This is a genomic window from Methylocaldum sp. 14B (assembly GCF_002005105.1).
Taxonomy (GTDB): Bacteria; Pseudomonadota; Gammaproteobacteria; order Methylococcales; family Methylococcaceae; genus Methylocaldum.
Genome location: NZ_MSCV01000018.1, coordinates 25,054 through 42,247 on the forward strand (window position 1 = coordinate 25,054; position 17,194 = coordinate 42,247).

At 62.4% G+C, this 17,194-nt stretch carries 19 protein-coding genes; all 19 read left to right on the forward strand.

Annotation, left to right across the window (positions count from 1 at the left end):
- Positions 1-23: 23 nt before the first annotated feature.
- Complete coding sequence (locus tag B2A78_RS14060; RefSeq protein WP_077730637.1) at positions 24-293, forward strand: acyl carrier protein; 270 nt, start codon at positions 24-26, stop codon at positions 291-293.
- Positions 294-334: 41 nt separating this feature from the next.
- A complete protein-coding gene (locus tag B2A78_RS14065) occupies positions 335-1,543 on the forward strand; it encodes a beta-ketoacyl-[acyl-carrier-protein] synthase family protein (protein ID WP_077730638.1) in 1,209 nt (402 codons plus the stop codon).
- A gap of 4 nt (positions 1,544-1,547) precedes the next feature.
- Positions 1,548-2,291 carry a 3-oxoacyl-[acyl-carrier-protein] reductase gene (gene fabG, locus B2A78_RS14070; RefSeq protein WP_077730716.1) on the forward strand — a complete coding sequence of 248 codons (744 nt, stop codon included), beginning with the start codon at positions 1,548-1,550 and terminating at the stop codon, positions 2,289-2,291.
- Positions 2,284-3,021 (forward strand): MBL fold metallo-hydrolase, encoded by a 738-nt coding sequence (locus tag B2A78_RS14075; protein ID WP_077730639.1) that lies wholly within the window; start codon positions 2,284-2,286, stop codon positions 3,019-3,021. The genes fabG and B2A78_RS14075 overlap by 8 nt, the downstream gene beginning before the upstream one ends.
- Before the next feature lie 14 nt (positions 3,022-3,035).
- Positions 3,036-4,223 carry a beta-ketoacyl synthase N-terminal-like domain-containing protein gene (locus tag B2A78_RS14080; RefSeq protein WP_168175432.1) on the forward strand — a complete coding sequence of 396 codons (1,188 nt, stop codon included), beginning with the start codon at positions 3,036-3,038 and terminating at the stop codon, positions 4,221-4,223.
- A gap of 11 nt (positions 4,224-4,234) precedes the next feature.
- Positions 4,235-4,666, forward strand: coding sequence for a hypothetical protein (locus B2A78_RS14085; protein ID WP_077730641.1), 432 nt, complete (start codon positions 4,235-4,237; stop codon positions 4,664-4,666).
- A gap of 3 nt (positions 4,667-4,669) precedes the next feature.
- Positions 4,670-4,987: a MaoC/PaaZ C-terminal domain-containing protein gene (locus B2A78_RS14090; RefSeq protein WP_077730642.1), complete on the forward strand. Its 318-nt coding sequence runs from the start codon at positions 4,670-4,672 to the stop codon at positions 4,985-4,987.
- Positions 4,984-6,516 carry an FAD-dependent oxidoreductase gene (locus tag B2A78_RS14095; protein WP_077730643.1) on the forward strand — a complete coding sequence of 511 codons (1,533 nt, stop codon included), beginning with the start codon at positions 4,984-4,986 and terminating at the stop codon, positions 6,514-6,516. Before B2A78_RS14090 ends, B2A78_RS14095 begins: the two co-directional genes overlap by 4 nt.
- Positions 6,517-6,565: 49 nt before the next feature.
- Positions 6,566-7,165, forward strand: coding sequence for a hypothetical protein (locus B2A78_RS14100; protein ID WP_143735174.1), 600 nt, complete (start codon positions 6,566-6,568; stop codon positions 7,163-7,165).
- A gap of 31 nt (positions 7,166-7,196) precedes the next feature.
- Entirely contained in the window at positions 7,197-8,006 is an 810-nt protein-coding gene (locus B2A78_RS14105; protein WP_077730645.1) for an SDR family oxidoreductase, read from the forward strand.
- The gene (locus B2A78_RS14110) at positions 8,000-8,671 is read left to right on the forward strand and encodes an SDR family oxidoreductase (protein ID WP_077730646.1); all 672 of its coding nucleotides are present in this window, start codon (positions 8,000-8,002) and stop codon (positions 8,669-8,671) included. The genes B2A78_RS14105 and B2A78_RS14110 overlap by 7 nt, the downstream gene beginning before the upstream one ends.
- A 59-nt stretch (positions 8,672-8,730) precedes the next feature.
- Entirely contained in the window at positions 8,731-9,447 is a 717-nt protein-coding gene (locus B2A78_RS14115; RefSeq protein WP_077730647.1) for an ABC transporter ATP-binding protein, read from the forward strand.
- Positions 9,438-10,664 carry an FtsX-like permease family protein gene (locus tag B2A78_RS26885; protein ID WP_077730648.1) on the forward strand — a complete coding sequence of 409 codons (1,227 nt, stop codon included), beginning with the start codon at positions 9,438-9,440 and terminating at the stop codon, positions 10,662-10,664. The genes B2A78_RS14115 and B2A78_RS26885 overlap by 10 nt, the downstream gene beginning before the upstream one ends.
- A gap of 27 nt (positions 10,665-10,691) precedes the next feature.
- Positions 10,692-11,468: an outer membrane lipoprotein-sorting protein gene (locus tag B2A78_RS14125; RefSeq protein WP_077730649.1), complete on the forward strand. Its 777-nt coding sequence runs from the start codon at positions 10,692-10,694 to the stop codon at positions 11,466-11,468.
- Entirely contained in the window at positions 11,465-12,745 is a 1,281-nt protein-coding gene (locus B2A78_RS14130; RefSeq protein ID WP_077730650.1) for a hypothetical protein, read from the forward strand. Before B2A78_RS14125 ends, B2A78_RS14130 begins: the two co-directional genes overlap by 4 nt.
- Before the next feature lie 28 nt (positions 12,746-12,773).
- Positions 12,774-13,451, forward strand: a complete 678-nt coding sequence (locus B2A78_RS14135) for a hypothetical protein (RefSeq protein ID WP_077730651.1) — start codon at positions 12,774-12,776, stop codon at positions 13,449-13,451.
- Between the two features lie 969 nt (positions 13,452-14,420).
- The gene (locus B2A78_RS14140; RefSeq protein WP_077730652.1) at positions 14,421-15,641 is read left to right on the forward strand and encodes a cytochrome c peroxidase; all 1,221 of its coding nucleotides are present in this window, start codon (positions 14,421-14,423) and stop codon (positions 15,639-15,641) included.
- Between the two features lie 71 nt (positions 15,642-15,712).
- Positions 15,713-16,006 carry a hypothetical protein gene (locus tag B2A78_RS14145; RefSeq protein ID WP_077730653.1) on the forward strand — a complete coding sequence of 98 codons (294 nt, stop codon included), beginning with the start codon at positions 15,713-15,715 and terminating at the stop codon, positions 16,004-16,006.
- Between the two features lie 285 nt (positions 16,007-16,291).
- Complete coding sequence (locus B2A78_RS14150) at positions 16,292-17,194, forward strand: sulfotransferase domain-containing protein (RefSeq protein WP_077730654.1); 903 nt, start codon at positions 16,292-16,294, stop codon at positions 17,192-17,194.

Below are 17,194 nucleotides of genomic sequence, written 5' to 3' on the forward strand. Positions count from 1 at the left end.
AACCCCAAACGAGGAAAAAAGCCATGCAAAACGAGCAAATCAAGACCGAACTGAAAAACATCTTCGCTGACCGCCTGAACATGGATATCGCCGCGATCAATGCGGGCGACGATGACGGATTGTTCGATCCGGAAGGATGGAACATCGACTCCATCGACGTGATCGACATCGTGCTCGGCGTGGAACAGACCTTCGGCGTGAAGCTGAAACAGGACGAGGAGGTGCAAGCCCACTTCCGTACCCTCAACACTCTGGCCGACCACATCGGTCAGCTGATCGCGGCAAAAGCCTGAGCTCGCCACAAGCTACCGGTTAAGTCCGCAGGGGAGTATCCATGAAACGCATCGCTATCACGGGCATAGGGATAGTCAGCCCGATCGGCAATAACGCCAGCCAGTTCGAAGCCTCGCTCCGGCTCGGCCGCTCGGGGGTGAAGGAGAACCGCTGGCACGACACCGAGGGCTTCGCCTCGAATCAGCTCGGCAAGATCGAGGGATTCGAGGTCCCGGCGGGTATCGGAAGCCGCGCGAGAAAGCACTATTCGTCGGTCGATCTGTATGCCCTGGCCGCCGCCCAGGAAGCCGTGGATTCGGCGCGCCTCCCGGCCAATTCGGTAGTTCGCGCCGGAACGGGCGTTATTCTCGGGAGCGGCGGAGCGGTCGCCGACACGGAAGCCTACGTGACCCGCGCCATTCGGCATGAACCGAGGCGCCCGTCCCGGTTGCTCACCACCAATCCGGACAACGCCGGCAATGTGGTGGCCGCCTATTTCGGTTTCCAGGGGCCGCGCAGCAGCATCATGACGGCCTGCTCGTCCGGCGCCACCGCCTTGGGCTACGCCGCCGATTTCATCCGCGAGGGCTATGCCGACGTGATGCTCGCCGGCGGAGTCGAGGCGGCCTCCTACGTGACCCTGTCCGGTTTCAACGCGCTCGGCGCCTTGAGTCCGACGCTGAGTCGGCCGTTCGATCTGAACCGGGACGGTATCGTCCTCGGCGAGGCGGCGGCGGTACTGGTATTGGAGGACATGGATTACGCCTTGCGGCGCAAGGCGCCGATCCTTGCCGAGTTCGTTTCCTACGGCCTGACCTCGGACGCCAACCACATCACCGCCCCCCATCCCGAAGGGGACGGCATGGCCCGCGCGATGGATATGGCGCTCCGGAAAGGGAGCGTACAGCCGGAACAGATACGCTACATCAATGCCCACGGCACCGGCACGCAGCTCAACGACAAGTCGGAAACCGCCGCGGTCAAGCGCGTCTTCGGCGAAAAACCCGACGGGCTTTGCATGAGTACGATCAAGCCGATGATCGGCCACACGCTGTCGGCGGCCGGCGCCATCGAAGCCGCCGCGACGGTGCTGAGCCTGCAAGGCCAGTTCGCCCCGCCGACGCTCAACTACCAGACGCCGGACCCCGAATGCGATCTCGACTACGTGCCGAATCGGGCCCGCAATCACGCGATGGAATACGCCATGTCGAATTCCCTGGCCTTCGGCGGCAATAACACCTCTTTGATTTTCAGACGCTATGAAGGGTGAAATCATGGGATTCGAAGACAAGGTCGCACTGGTTACCGGCGCCTCGCGCGGCATCGGCCGCGCCATCGCCAAAGCGCTCGCGGAGGCGGGCTGCAAAGTGGCCGTGAATTACGCCAGCAACCGCGACAAGGCGGAAGAACTCTGCCGGGAAATCCACGAGGCCGGCGGAACCGCCCGCGCCTATCCGGCGAACGTGGCGACGGCCGCCGAGGTGGAGTCCATGGTCGAGGCGGTGACCGGCGATCTCGGACCGATCGAGGTCCTGGTCAACAATGCCGGCATACTGCGCGACAGTTTTCTCGCCATGATGTCGGAGGCGGCTTTCGACGACGTGGTCGACACCAATCTGAAAGGCACCTTTCTGGTGTCCCGCGCCGTCGTCAAGGACATGATGCGGCGGCGCTTCGGGCGTATCGTCAACGTGGTGTCGATCAGCGGCCTGATCGGAACGCCGGCGCAGGCCAACTATGCCGCCTCCAAGGGTGGCGTCATCGCCATGACCCGCTCGCTCTCCAAGGAACTGGCCCGCTACGGCATCAGCGTCAATGCGCTGGCGCCCGGATTCGTGGACACCGACATGCTGGCCGGCATGAATCCGAAACAGCTTGAGCCGCTGATCAAGTCGGTTCCCATGGGCCGCGCCGGAACCCCGGAGGAAGTCGCCCGTGTCGCTTGCTTTCTGGCGTCGCCCGAAAACAGCTACATGACCGGCCAGGTGATCGTCGTGGACGGAGGTCTCAGTGTCTGAGAACGCGCGGGTCTACCGCTTGAACCGCCCCACCCGGTTGACGCTTCGCGCCAGTGCGACCCTGGTCGTCGACGGGCCGCGGCGCTTCCTGGTGGACGACGGCGACTTCGCCACGGCGGCGGAACTCGACGCGGCCTTGCGCGGCGTGGTCGGCTTCGGTCTGGACGGCATCACCGACGCCTATTTCACGCACCTGCATTTCGACCATTACAAAGCGTTGGCCCCCGAGTGCCGGAGATGGCGGATTCATGTCCCCCGACAGGAATATCGATTCGTGTGCGAATTGATGCGCTACCGGGAAGACCGCGCAGCTTACAAGGCCTTCCTCAAGGAGAGCCATGAGCTCATCGCGCCGGTGTTTCTGCGCGAATTCCTGCGTCTCGCCACGGATTCGCGCTACGACTTCGAATCGTCCGACCGTGCATGCGAATTCCATCTCTGCGACCCCGGCGAGCAGCTCTCGCCGCACGTCGCCACGGTGGACCTGGCCGGTCATTGCCCCGGCCAGATGGGCCTCTGGGTGGACACCGAACAGGGCGCCTGCATGATCGCCGGCGATGCGGTGCTGTCCTTGGACGACTTTCTCGCCACGGGCATCGACCATCATCTGATCGTCCACGATCGGGAACGGCTCCTGGCCTCCCGCCGCCGTGTCGCCGAGGCCGACTTCGTCGTGCCCGGCCACGGCGAATGGTTCGATCCCCGGCGCGGCAACCTAACACCTTTTTAACGGAGTTATTCGTCATGACTGATCAGATCGTCATTACCGGCATCGGTATCGTGAGTCCCTTGGGCTCCGACGTCGATACAGCCGTCCGGGCTACGGCCGAGCGGAAGACCGGACTCGCGGAGACCGACCGCTTCGGGCCCGAACGCCGCCTCGGCGCCGTTCAGGGATTCGATGTCGCCGATTACCTGAACCCGAAGAAGGCGCGGCGGATGGACCCGATCAATTGCTACACCATCGCGGCCGGCTGCCAGGCGCTAGCTAACGCGGAGCTGCCGTCGGACCTGCGCCGGGACTGCGGTCTCCTGGTCGGAACCGGTTTTTCCGGCCTCAACAGCGTCGTGGAGCATCAGAAGAAGTTCCTGCGCGACGGCATCAAGACCCTGAGCCCCGCCCATTTCCCGACCACGGTGTACAACGCCAGCGCCGGCCTCGCCGCGATCGAGCTCGGCGTGGCCGGTCCCAACTCCACCGTCACCGGCGTCGACGTCAGCGGCGAATACGCGCTCCTGTACGCGTCCATGATGCTCCGCCAGGGACTCGCCGAACGCATCCTGGTGGTGGGCGCCGACGAGCTCAGCCCGGCGCTGGTGGAAGCCTTCCACGATTTGGGCTTGGCCGGCGACAAGGATTCCTACCCGTTCGCCCGCCGCCGTTCCGGCTTCGCCCTGGGCGAGGGCGCGGCAGCCCTGCTGTTGGAGACCGAACGAGCCGCGCTGGAGCGCGGGGCGAAGATTCTCGGAACCATCGAAGGCATCGGCCTGCGATCGTCGGCCAAGGACTCGTTCCGCCACGATTCCGATGGGGCCGTCGCGGCGATCGATCAGGCGCTGACTCGAGCCGGGTGCGAACTCGCCGATATGGACTGGGTATCCAGCCCCGCCAACGGCGGCAAAAACCTGGATCGCTCGGACGCGGAGGTCTGGCGGCAGGCGCTCGGCGACTCCTCGGCGAGAGTCTCGGCGATCAAGGCTTATACCGGCGAATTCGCCGCCTCCGGCGTCCTGCGCCTGGCTTTGGGCATCGCTTGCGCCCAGCGCGGAGTCGTCCCGGCTATGAACGAGGGCGTGGACTACGACGAAGGCATTGCCTCCCTTCTCAACTACAGCACGGCACGGGAGCGGGTATCCCGCTTCCTGCACCACGGATCGGGCGTCGGCGGCAGCCACGTCTCCGTGGTCGTCGGCTGCGACTACGCGGCATAGGACCCAGAGCCATGCGACTCGAACGTTCCGACATCGAATCCCTCCTGCCTCACCGTCACCCCATCCTGATGCCGAACTACATCGACATCGAGACACCGGGCGCGGCCGGGACCGGTCACGTCACTTTGGCCGAGGACCGGATCCTATGGAACGACTGGACCGGGCGCGATCTCACCGACGAACTGGTGCTGGAAAGCGCCGCGCAGATCATGGGCGTGGTGCTCGCCACCGACGCGGATCGCCCTGAATCGCGCGAGGACGCCCGCCATTTGCTCCTCGGATTCGAGCAAGTGGAGTTCAATGCACCCGCCGATCCGGAACGGGACATCCGTATCGAAGTCCGCATCGAAGCCCGCTTCGGCGGGCTGTGCCGGGGCGGCTTCCGGGCACTTCAGGGCGACGCCGTCGTCGCCGCCGGCAGGCTCACGGTCACGGGAGCTTGAGCCATGACTACGAAATCCTATGTCGTCTCCGGCGAACAACCGGTATTCACGGGCCACTTTCCCGGCAATCCCATACTGCCGGGCGTGTTGCTGCTCGCCTTCGCCCGCAAGGCTCTGACCGAGACCTACGGCCGTCCTTGCCGCATACGCCGCATCGTGCGGCAAAAGTTTCTCGCACCGGTGCTGCCGTCCCAGACCGTTCAGGTGGAATGCGTGCCTACCGGAAGCGATCGCCTGCCGTCTGAAATCGGCTGCCGCTTCGTCAATCAGGACGGCGTCCTGGTCGCCAAAGCGGACCTTGTGGTCGAGTTTTCGTCATGAACCGTCGTTCCGCGCTCAAGGCACTGGCCGTCCTCGGGGGACTCGGACTGGGTGCCGGGGCGACCTTCCGCGTCGACGCCAAAGGCCGGCCGAACCTCGTAAGGCTTCCGAACGCCTTCGACGAAGTCGACCACTTCGGGGTCACGCATCAGGTTCGGGACGGCGTTTCCTTCAAGGTCCCCGAGCCTTCGCTGCGCAAGGATATCGTCATCGTGGGCGGCGGCATTTCGGGGCTGACCGCACTGTATCGGCTCGGCGAGTACGATTGCCTGCTGGTCGAAAAGGAGGACGCGCTCGGCGGCAACTCGCGGCGCCGGCAAAGCCGCGGCATCCATTATCCCTTGGGGGCGCTGGTCAGCCAGGGCCCGGTGGCCCCCTTCATTGATTTCTTCCGGGAACTGGACGTGCCGTTCGAGCCCGTTCTGGGTCCCAGACTGGCCTACCATGTCCGCGGCCGCCTGGTCGAAGACCCCTTGGCGGAAGAAGGCTGGCGCCACCTGCCCTTCTCGAAGCGGGAGCGCGAGGGGTTCCGCCGCGTGCGCGACGATCTGGCGGCGCTACGTCACCCCATTGACGGGATATTCTTTCCGCGCGCCGACAATCGGGCGGACATCCGCCAGCTCGACCGCGTCACGCTGAGCCGGTATCTCGCGGACAAAGACTACCCGGAGGCCGTGAACCATTTCCTGAAACTGATGCTGAGCTCCCGTCTCGGCGAAACCGGCGAGGACGTCTCCGCCTGGATCGCCCTCTACCTGCTTTCGAATCTCCCGGCGCCCGCCTATACCCTGCCCGGCGGACATGGAGCCATCTCCGATATCCTGCGCGAGCGCTGCGAAGCGATCCGTCCGAACGCCTTGATGACCGGATTCACCGCGATCAGGGTCGAGAACCGTCGGGACGGCAAGGTTTGGGTGACGGGATGCACGGACGACGGTTCGCTGCAAACCATCGAGGCCCGTTGCGCCGTGATGGCCGTCCCCAAGGTGTTCGCAAAGCACGCCGTGGTGGGTTTGCGCGAGGAGCGGCCGGACGTTTACGACCGGTTTCGCTACAACGCCTACCTGGTCGCCCAGGTGGAACTGTCGAGACGGGTCGCCCCCGCCTTCGAGACCGCGAGCGCCTCGAGGTTCAGCCGTTTCATCGTCGCCGCCGACTGGCTTCGCAGCAATCGCGATCCGAAAGGATCGAGCCATTTGACCGTGTACGTCCCGTATCCCGGCAGCGCGGGCCGCATCGAACTGTTCGGCGGCTCGGCCAAGCAGCTCGCGGCGCGCATCGTCGGCGATCTCAATGCCATCCTGCCCCGAAGCCGCGGCGCCATCGAGACGGTTCGGCTCCACCGCTGGGGACACCCGATGGTCGGGTGTACGCCCGGCATGGACGAAGTCCTGAATGCCGCCAAGCAGCCGTTCGGCAACGTCGTCTTCGCGCACAGCGACTCGTTCGGCATCGCGGGACTTTATTCCGCCGTATGGACGGGCATGGAGGCCAGCAGCGATGCCCGAATCGTCTTGGAAGAAATCTAGCCGGTTTCTATCGCCGTATCCCGTTCAACCATCCAGAAGAGAGTGAACCATGATGTCAATGAAACGACTGCTTTCCGTACTTGTGCTCGCATCCATCAGCGCCCACGGCTTCGCGGCCGACGTAATCTACCTCAAGGGCGCCGAGGCCAAAGACGCGCTGGCGAAATATGAAACCGCCCTGCGCCAAAACCCGGACGATTTCGAGGCATTGAAATCCGCGGGCATCATCCTGCATCAGATCAGCCGCACCGCACCCGACAAGCAGCGGGTCGAGACTGCGGAGCAGTATCTGAAGAAGGCTCAGAAGCTGCACCCGGAGGATCAGGAGGTGGCCGGCTGGCTGGGCAGCGTGATCACCATGAAAGCCCTGTTCGAAACCGATCCGGGCAAGCAGACCTTTTTCGTCAAATCCGGTACGCGCCTGCTCGACAAGGCCGTGCAGAAGGATCCCGACAATCTGGTTGTACGCCTGACCCGCGCCTACAACAGCATGGAGCTGCCGGTCTTCCTGAAGCGGACCTCGTTCGCCGTGGTCGACTTCAAACATTATCTCGCGCTGTGCGAATCCCGTGAGTGCCCGGCGGAGCACCTGGCGGACGCCCGCGGCAAGCTCGCCGAGGCGGAGAAAATCCTCGCCGAAAACCGCTAAAGCTTACGCATCGGAAGGACATCGACTCATCATGCCGAATACAGACACCAATCGAGCGACGGGCGGCTCCGTCACCGCATCGGGCCCGGCATCGCTCGCCGGGCGCCGCGTGCTGATCGCCGGCGCCAGCGGCGCCATAGGTGCGGCGATCGCCGCAGCCGTCGCCGACGCGGGCGCACGGGTCTGTCTCCATTACCATCGGAGCAGCGGCCCCGCCGAGCGCTTGGCCGAGCGCATCAACGCAGAGCGGGGGCAGTCCCGCGCCTTTCCGGCGCAGGCCGACCTGACCGACCGCGAAGCGGCGGAAAACCTGTTCGATCGGGCGTTCGATCGGCTGGGCGGCGTGGACGTCCTGATCAATTGCATCGGCACGGCGCGCGACGATTCGATCATGATGCTGACCGAACGCGATGCGGACCTCATGCTGCGGGGCAACCTGGCGCCGGTCGTCTACCTGTGCGAGGCAATGCGGCGCAGATGCGCCGCCGGAGATTACGGCCGCATCATCAACATCACCTCGATCACCGGCCTGGTGGGACAACCCATGCGTTCGCTGTACGGGGCGGCGAAAGGCGCGGTCATCGCCTACACCAAGGGACTGGCGCGGGAAATCGCCGGCCGCGGCTGGACCGCCAACTGCATCGCGCCGCAGGTCCTCGACGGCGGCATCGCCGATGTCATGAAACCCCAGGTGCGCGCCGCGATCATGGGCAGCACGCCGATCAAGCGCAGCTGCACCCCTAATGATCTGGTCGGTGCCGCCCTGTTCCTTGCCTCGGCCGAAGCCGGCTTCATCACCGGAACGGTCTTGAACGTCACGGGGGGGCTGGTCACATGGTAAGCCATCCCCGTATCTGGCTCCTGGGGCGCGAAACCTACGCCGGCGCACTCGCCGACATGCTGGCCGCGCAAGGCGCCACGGTCCACCACTCCGAGGAATCGGACGCGACGAATGCCGAATCGGCGACGGAACGTCTGGAACGATCGGCCGAAGCGGCGCACGCAGCGCTCGGCGGAATCGATGCGCTGGTCTTTCTCGACCGCATGCGCCAAGCCTCGGCCGAGCCCGATCCCGATCGCGTGTTGACGGAAACGATAACTGCGAGCCAGCGGCTGTTCCTCGCGGTACGGGCGCTCGCGCCGAGAATGGCCAAAGACGGCGTCGAAGGCAACGTGATCGTGATCTGCGACGACGCCGCCAGCAGCGGGCGCGAAGGCTTCCTGGCCGGGTCCGCCGCGGGCGGCGCGCTGATCGGCATGAGCAAATGTCTGGCCAAGGAACTCGGCCGCTACCGGATCGCCGTCAACGTCCTCTGTCATGGCTTCATCGAGGGCATCGACACCGGCGTCCAGCTCACGGTCCACGAACAGATGTTGTTCAAGGTAATGGGGCTTGCCAGACAGGGCAATCCGGGTCATCTCGCCGCCAATATCCTGCATCTCGCTCGCGGCGGCCATTGGATGACCGGGCAAGTGCTGCGGGTGGATGACGGTTTGATCATATAGACACGGGAATGCCGCGAGTTTCAAAGACCACGATCGAATAAGACGAGAACGAAAAACCTATGGGCTTCATTCAAATCAACGAATTGCACAAGACCTACTGGCTCGGCGAGAGCCAGGTGCATGCGCTCCGCGGCGTCTCCCTCGCCGTGAACGAAGGCGAGCGCTTGTTCCTGGGCGGTCCCTCGGGCAGCGGAAAATCGACGCTGCTCCACATCATCGGCTGTCTCGACCGCTTCGATCAGGGACGTATCGTCGTCGCGGGACGCGATGTCGCCTCCGCCGACGATCGCGCGCTGGCCGACTTCCGCGCGCGCTACATCGGCTTCGTTTTTCAGAATTTCAATCTGCTGCCGGTGCTGACGGTATTCGAGAACGTGGAATATCCCTTGCTCCTGAACGGCGAGAAAAGCGCCAAGAAACGCCGCAGCCGGGTCGAAGGCATGCTCGAGGCCGTGGGGCTGCTCGGACACGCCAAACACTATCCGAACGAGCTCTCCGGAGGGCAGCGGCAGCGGGTCGCCATCGCCCGCGCGCTGGTCCATCATCCGCGCCTTCTCATCGCGGACGAGCCGACGGCCAATCTGGATTCCACTACCGGCGAAGCGATCATACAGCTCATGCTGGACCTCTCTCGCGAGCAGGGCTCGACGGTGATCATCTGCACCCATAACCGGGAACTTCTGGAAAATGCCGAACGCTGCATCCTGCTGCGGGACGGCAAGATCGAGAACGACGCGACGGCGGGAACTCAGGGGAGGACGGCGGCATGTTTCTGATCAAGGTTGCCTGGCGCAACATTCTCCGCCACAAGCGTCGTTCGCTGTTCGCCCTACTGACGATTCTCTCGGGCGTCACCGGCATCATCCTGTTCGGCGGTTTCGTTGAGGCCAATTATATCGGCCTTCGGGAATCCGTGATTCGCAGCCAGTACGGGCATCTCCAAATCCACCGCGCGGGCTACGAAGCGAACCATAGGCAAGACCCCGACCGCTACCGCATGCCGCTGGAGCAGGCCGAACGGGTCAAGGCGCTCCTGGAGAGCAACCCCCACGTACAAATGACTTCGCGCAGGCTCGAGTTTACCGCGCTCCTGGGTAACGAAAAGAATAGCCAGGCGGCCATCGTGCGCGGCGTCGATCCGGAGACGGAGACGCTGATCAACTCCGCGCTGACGATCATAGACGGCACCGATCTGGACGAGGAGGAACCCGAGGGCGTATTGCTCGGGGAAGGTCTGGCTCAGGCGCTCAACGTCAAGGTCGGCGACCAACTCTCGCTACTCGCGTCCACCGTCAACGGAGTGATGAATGCGGTCGACGTGACGGTCCAGGGCATCTTCCAAAGCTTCGCCAAGGAATACGACGATGCCGCCATGATGATGACGCTCCCGCACGCGCAGCAACTCCTCAATACCCAGTCGGTCGACACCGTCGTGGCGCTATTGGACGAGACCATGGCCTTGGACGCGGTGGTGGCGGACGTGGCCGACCGCAGCCGGGCGCAAGACCTCGGCATCGAATGGATCGAATGGCATAAGCTGGCCACCTTCTACCAGAAGGTGGTCGATCTATACGACGGCTTTTTCCTGTTCATCAATCTGGTGATTTATGTGGTCGTGGTGTTCGGCGTGGCCAACACCATGATCGTCACGGTCATGGAGCGCACCGCCGAGATCGGCACGCTGCGCGCCATGGGCACCCATCGCGGCGGCATCGTCCGGCAGTTCCTGACCGAAGGCCTGATGCTGGCCGTCTTCGGCGCCGTACTGGGCGTCCTCGCGGGTATCGCCCTGACCTATTCGCTGAATGCCCTCGAGATCATGATGCCGCCGCCTCCCGGATCATCCAAGGGCTATCCGCTCCGCATCGCGTACGTTCCCTGGATCTGGGCCGGTTCGGTCGGCGCGGTCGCCCTGATCGCCCTGTTCGCCACCCTGGTGCCGGCCATGCAGGCGGCTCGGAAATCCATCGTCGATGCTCTGAGATACGTTTGATCACTACCCATTCGTGAGGAAACACCCATGAAATCCGTTTTATTCTTCGTGACCGGCGCTCTGCTGCTGGCCTTGTCCGCTTCCGTGGCGGCCGAAGACATGCCGACGGGCGAAACTCCGTCGGCGGTCGAATTGCTTCGGAAAGCCGACGAATACCGCAATTTCAAAGGCAAGTCGTTTGCTTTCGAACTCAAGCTTCGCAGCATCGAGCCCGACGAGGCCGAAAAGACCTTTCTGCTCAAGGCCGAGATCCTGAATGCCCACACCTCGCTGATCATCTACGCCGATCCGGTCAGCGAGCGGGGCAAGGCGCTCCTGATGGATCAGAGCAACCTCTGGTTCCACTCGCCCTTGAGCAGCAAGCCGATTCGCATCACGCCACAGCAGCGGCTGCTGGGTGAAGCCTCCAACGGCGACGTCGCCAGTACCGATTTTTCCGGCGACTACGATCCGACCTACCTGAAGCAAGAGACCGTGGACGGCATTCCCTGCCATGTCCTCGAACTGAAGGCCAAGCCCGACAGTCTCGCGACCTACGACAAACTGCACCTCTGGATACAGGAGAAGAACTTCATGCCCTACCAGGCGGAGTTTTTCGCGGCTACCGGAAAGCTGCTCAAAACGGCGCGCTATACGCGCTATGAGAAGCTTCCCGACTTGGGCGGCAAGGAGCAATTGGTCACCATCGAGATCCAGAACCCCTTGAGCGCGGGCAAGAAGACCATCATGGAATATTCGCAGTTCAAGGTCACCGAACTCCCGGTTTCCCGGTTCACCGTGTCGGCGCTCAGCAGGCTGAGATGAAATCGACCCGCCACGGCGCAATCGCTCTCATGCTGACGGCAGCCTCCTTCAGCCCCTCGGCCCCGGCCTTCGACCTGGGCGGTGTGGGCGTTCGCGGACAGGCCGAGGCCGCGTGGCAGTATGCGCCGCCCCGCGACGACACGCCTTTCAACCCGGACGGGCGGATTCTGGATTTCCCGGCGCACACGGGCATCCTGGGGCTGCGCCTGTCGCCCATTTACGGCTCTGGCCCCTTCACGCTACGGGGCGATTTCTGGGGACAGGAACGGATACGCAGCACGGATGGGGATGCGGACTTCTACACGCAGGCGGCGGCGCTCGACTGGAACGTTTCCGACAACGTGGTGCTCAGCGGGGGCGTCGACATTTTCAAGTGGGGGCCCGGCTACATCTGGAACCCCAGCAATCCGTTCCAGGACCAGGAGCTGAATTTCGAAGACCGGGTTTTCTCGTACAAGCGGAACGGCGAGGTCTACGCCAGCCTCGACTGGACCGGGGAGGACGGCTGGGGCGCCAGCGCCTACACGCTCAACCATAAGTCTCGGGAAAAAGTCTACGGACCGGATAACCGCTACGAGTGGGCCTACGCCCTGCGCCTGCGCAAGCAGTTCACCAGCAGCGACGCGGCGCTCACCTATGCCCGTATCGGAGACATGAATTTCGTGGGCGGATCTTATTCGGCCGCGATCGGCGACAAGCTCGAACTGCACGGCGAATTCAGCGTGCGCGACCGCCGCCGGACGGCGCTGCCGCGACGCATCGACCTGCCCGGCGGAACCGAGAGTTTTTATGTATTCGACCGCGACGACCGACGCGAATGGCGCCCGCAATTCCTTCTGGGCGGACAGTACACGACCGAAAGCCTGGTCAACGTTATCGTGGAATATCTGTACAACGGCGAAGGCTATAGCGAAGGGGAGTTCGACCGGTTGGAAGACGCCGCCGGATCGAGCACGCCGCTGCTCGACTCCCCCCTGGGGCCTGCGGCCGGCGGATTCCTGGGCACGGCGAACACGCTGCTCGGCCGCATGCAGCGCCACTATCTGTTCGCCCGCATCTCCGACAGCCATTTGATCGGCGACCTGGACGCCCGCGCCTTCCTCCGTTACGGAATCGAGGATCAGGGCGTATTGGTCGGCGGATTATTGCGTTACCCGATACTCGACCGGGCGGCCATTCTCATGGGCGGCCAATACTACGGCGGCGCATCCGGATCGGAAACCCAAGATATTCCCTTCGGCTTCGTCGTCTATTCCGGGTTCGCCCTTTACCTTTGATTTCGATAACTACCTGAAGGTGTTCACGATGAAAAAAAAGACAGTGCTTGCCGTGGCGGCGGCCGCCTTCATCGGCGGCTGCGGAAAGGAATTTCCGGAGACGCCGTGGTCCTCGGCGGACATCGAGCTGCGCCAGGCGATCGAGCATCAGATCGACTACGACAGTCGACTGGAACTGGCGCGCCTGGACTTCATGCACAATCGGATCGACGAGGCCGACGCGCTGCTCCGAGAACTCGTCAAGGAGAATCCGGACGATATGACGGCGAAAGCCTGGTTCGCAGCGAACGAGTGCAAGATCGCCGGCCGAACCGCGCCATGGCTGCTCGGCATGGAAAAGCTGTACCTGGTCTGGGATTGTCTGAAGGACCTCGACGAAGCCGCCCAAAAGGCGCCTGACGACTTCACGGTGCTGCTCGTGCAGATGAATACGGACGCCGAGGTCGACATGTACGGTTCCATGCAACGTGCCCTCGATACCCGGGCACGCCTGGAAAAACAGATCGAGACGAGACCGGATGCCTACCCGCCGTCGGCCCGATCCGCCTTTTTCGAGACGGCGGCCCGCATCGAAGCCCTGCGGAACAACCCGCAAGCCGCGACGGACTACTGGCAGCGGATCATCGCGCTGAACGCCGACCCCGACGGCGTCGAGCGGGCGAAACGGGAAATCGCAGCATTAGCCCAGACGCCGCCGAACCATTAGAGCATTTTCATACCGACTGTACGGGCACTCGCGAGTAGGTCGGGAATCCTTCCCAATCGCAAACGGGCCTTTAATCGGCCCCTTCCAATCGCAAACGGCGTCTTCGGGAAGGGGCTGGCCGGCGCTCCCGGCCAGGCCGTTTTCGATTGGAAGGGTCATCCCAGCGCTCCTGGGATGACCGTTTGCGATTGGAGCGCCGAAGCCGCCCTTCCCGACGCCACGTCCCGGCCGAGCGTCTTCGTCGGAAGGGTCGCGACTAAAGCGACCGTTTGCGATTGGGAAAGGATTGCCGACCTACGAATGCTTGAATCCATTCACCCGAGCCGAAGGCGCCAACGACTTCCGCCAAGCCTGGTTTGCCGTACGAGCGAGATGAAAACGCTCTAAGTACATTCCGCAAATATTTGCGGAGTCTCGACAGATTGGCTTGATTGGCGGGGTTGTCCGGCAGGTTGCCTATGCCGCAAGACTTCCCTGAATGTACTTAGCATGAGGGGATATAAAACAACAATCTATCCTTTCTACCTTTCCGTCCAGCCGGCTTCACTTGAGGGGGTTTGGCGTGTAAGCCTAGTCCTACAAGGTTTTCCGTATTTCACCGACTTGACCGTCATGCTCTTTGGGCGTTTCCTAGCGCGGTATCGCACCGGAAAATTTCGCTTTCATTGCGGCGTTCCCAGCTTGTTCGAGCTGCAATTCCGGACCAGCCGTTCAGCTCGTTTTTTCTAGCTCCGTCGAGTTGACCTACGCCCAAGTGACCCGACAAGTGCCGGCGGTTTGACGTATCGGCCCGAGACCGGCTGTCGAGTGTGGCCGGCAGACCGGTGAAGGGCCAAATCGGTGCGATGCTCGATAGAGGTAAGCGGTATTGGAGAGGGACAAATCGGCCGACGCTTGAGCGTCTGTCACATTTTGGATTCGGCTGACGTACAACGTAGTCGGATGATCTCAAACAGGAGGAGAGATTACATGAGCAAGAAGACGGTCACCATTTACGCGCTAAGCCTGTGCCTGATGGCAGAGCCCGTTGTGACGCAGGCGTTGACGCCATCCGAGGAGTTGGGAAAGTCCATATTCTTCGACGAAAATCTATCCGTCAACGGCAACCAGGCCTGCGCTGCCTGCCACGCGCCCGAGGCGGGCTGGACCGGCCCCGACTCCGCGCTCAACGCAGCCGGGACGGTGTATGAGGGTTCCATAAGCGGCCGATTCGGCAACCGCAAACCGCCCAGTTCGGCCTATGCGTCCCCCAGCCCGGTCTTGCATTATGTAATCGAAAAGAAGGACGCATTATTCATCGGCGGCAACTTCTGGGACGGCCGCGCCACTGGCGAAAAACTGGGCAACCCGGCCGCGGACCAGGCACAAGGCCCTTTCCTCAATCCCTTGGAGCAAGCCCTGGCCGCGCCGGCCGATGTCGTTTCGAGAGTTTGCGGCAGCTCCTACGCGAGCCTTTTCAAGCAAGTCTGGGGATCGGATGCCTGCGATCCGGACAACGTGGACGCCGCTTTCGACCGCATCGCGCGCTCCGTCGCCGACTTCGAGGCCTCGCCCGAGTCGAACGCCTTTACCTCGAAATACGACTATTATCTAAAAGGCGTGGTCAAATTGACCAAGCAAGAGAAGAAAGGGCTTAACCTATTTAAAGGCAAAGGAAAATGCGTGAACTGCCATGTCGTGGATCCGGGTCCCAACGGCCAGCCGCCGCTGTTCACCGACTTCACTTATGACAACATCGGCGTGCCCCGCAATCCCGACAACCCCTTCTATACCCAGTCCGAGTTCAACGCCGCGGGTTTTGGCTGGATCGACCTCGGTCTCGGCGAATTCCTGGCGAACCGCTCGGATTATCAGCAATTTGCACCGGCCAACCTGGGCAAACAAAAGGTGCCCACGCTGCGCAACGTCGACAAGCGGCCGTATGAGGGTTTCGTCAAGGCTTTTGCACATAATGGGTATTTCAAGAGCTTGAAAGGGATCGTTCATTTCTACAACACTCGGGATGCCAAACCGACTTGTCTCAATCCGTTCACGACGGAAGCGGATGCGCTGGCTCAAGACTGCTGGCCGGCACCGGAAGTTCCCGTGAATGTAAACACCGACGAATTGGGCAATCTTCATCTGACCGACGATCAGGAGGATGCGATCGTCGCTTTTCTGAAGACACTGTCGGATGGATACCACCCCTAACTTGGTCGTCCACCGGGCCGCTGACGCGGCTCGGTGACCGCCTCGCGAGTCATCAAAAAAGAAGAAGAAATATGAAAAATCTTATCTTGATCACGATCGGAATCGTTGGAAGTCTCGCTCTCCTGAGCTCATTCGCCATAGTCCACAGTGCGGGTACCGGAAACACTATCGAAGGATGTATCGGCTTTCTGCCGGCCGGGAAGTCCTATTCCTTCAACATCGCGGGAAGCGTAGACACAACCGGCGCCAGCCCGAAGATGGCTGGGTCGTTTACGCTTTCCGATCCCACTCTCCCGGCCGAACGCGCCGAACTGCCCGAAGAGGCGAAAGGTTTTGCATCGTGCGTCGCCGCCTTGATTCGGTGAGAATCGACACGCGCGAGTTGCTCAGCGATCGTCATTAGGCTTACCTTAGGAAAATACGTCGTTGGCGCTGAACCCGACTTCGCCTATTAACCCGGCCTATAAATATAGGCCGGGTTAATCCGGGGCAGGGATGCCCCGGCGCGGCGACAAGCCGCGTGAGCCCAGGCCGGGCGTGTACCGGGCCTGGGCGGCGGCCCGAAATACCAGGAGGGTATTTACGGGCCTGAATAATAGATCGGAAAGTCGCTTCTCGAAGAACCAAAATCACCCCGGAGACATGAACGCATGGCGCAGACGGTTGAATGGCCGAAAAAAGCTCGCGAGATCCACAATCATCATTTCGATTCCACGATCTGGAACGACTTTGCATTTCGGGATGACGACATCGTCGTCGCGACTTACGGGAAATCCGGTACGACCTGGATGCAGCAGATCGTTGGCCAACTGCTCTTCGGCGGCGATCCGGGTATCGAGGTCGCGACCATGTCGCCGTGGCTCGATCTGCGCGTACCGCCTAAAGCGGAAAAGCTGCCGGTCGTGGAGGCACAGACCCATAGGCGTTTCCTCAAGACACACTTGCCGGTAGACGCCCTCGTATTCTCGCCTCGCGCCAAGTACATCTACATCGGACGCGACGGGCGGGACGTGGTCTGGAGTCTGTACAACCACCACGCGAATGCCAATCGGGCCTGGTACGAAGCCTTGAACGACACGCCCGGACGCGTGGGTCCTCCGATCGAGCCGCCGACCAGCGATGTCCGGCAATATTGGCGCGACTGGATGGATCGGGACGGCTATCCTTTCTGGCCGTTCTGGGAAAACGTCCGCAGCTGGTGGAGCATCAGGAATATGCCCAACGTCATGCTGGTCCATTTCGCCGATTTGAAACGGGATCTGCCGGGCCAGATACGCCGCATCGCTGCCTTCCTCGACATCTCCGTAGACGAATCGAACTGGGGAGCCATCGTCGAGCATTGCTCCTTCGACTGGATGAAGCAGAATGCGCCGAAAAGCGCTCCGCTGGGAGGCGTCTTCTGGGACGGAGGCGCTCGGGTTTTCATCAACAAGGGAACGAACGGCCGCTGGACGGATACTCTCACGGCGGACGATGTGAACGACTATGAGTCGCGCGCCGTCGCGGAATTGGGCGCCGACTGCGCCCGTTGGCTCGCATCGGGAGAGACCTGA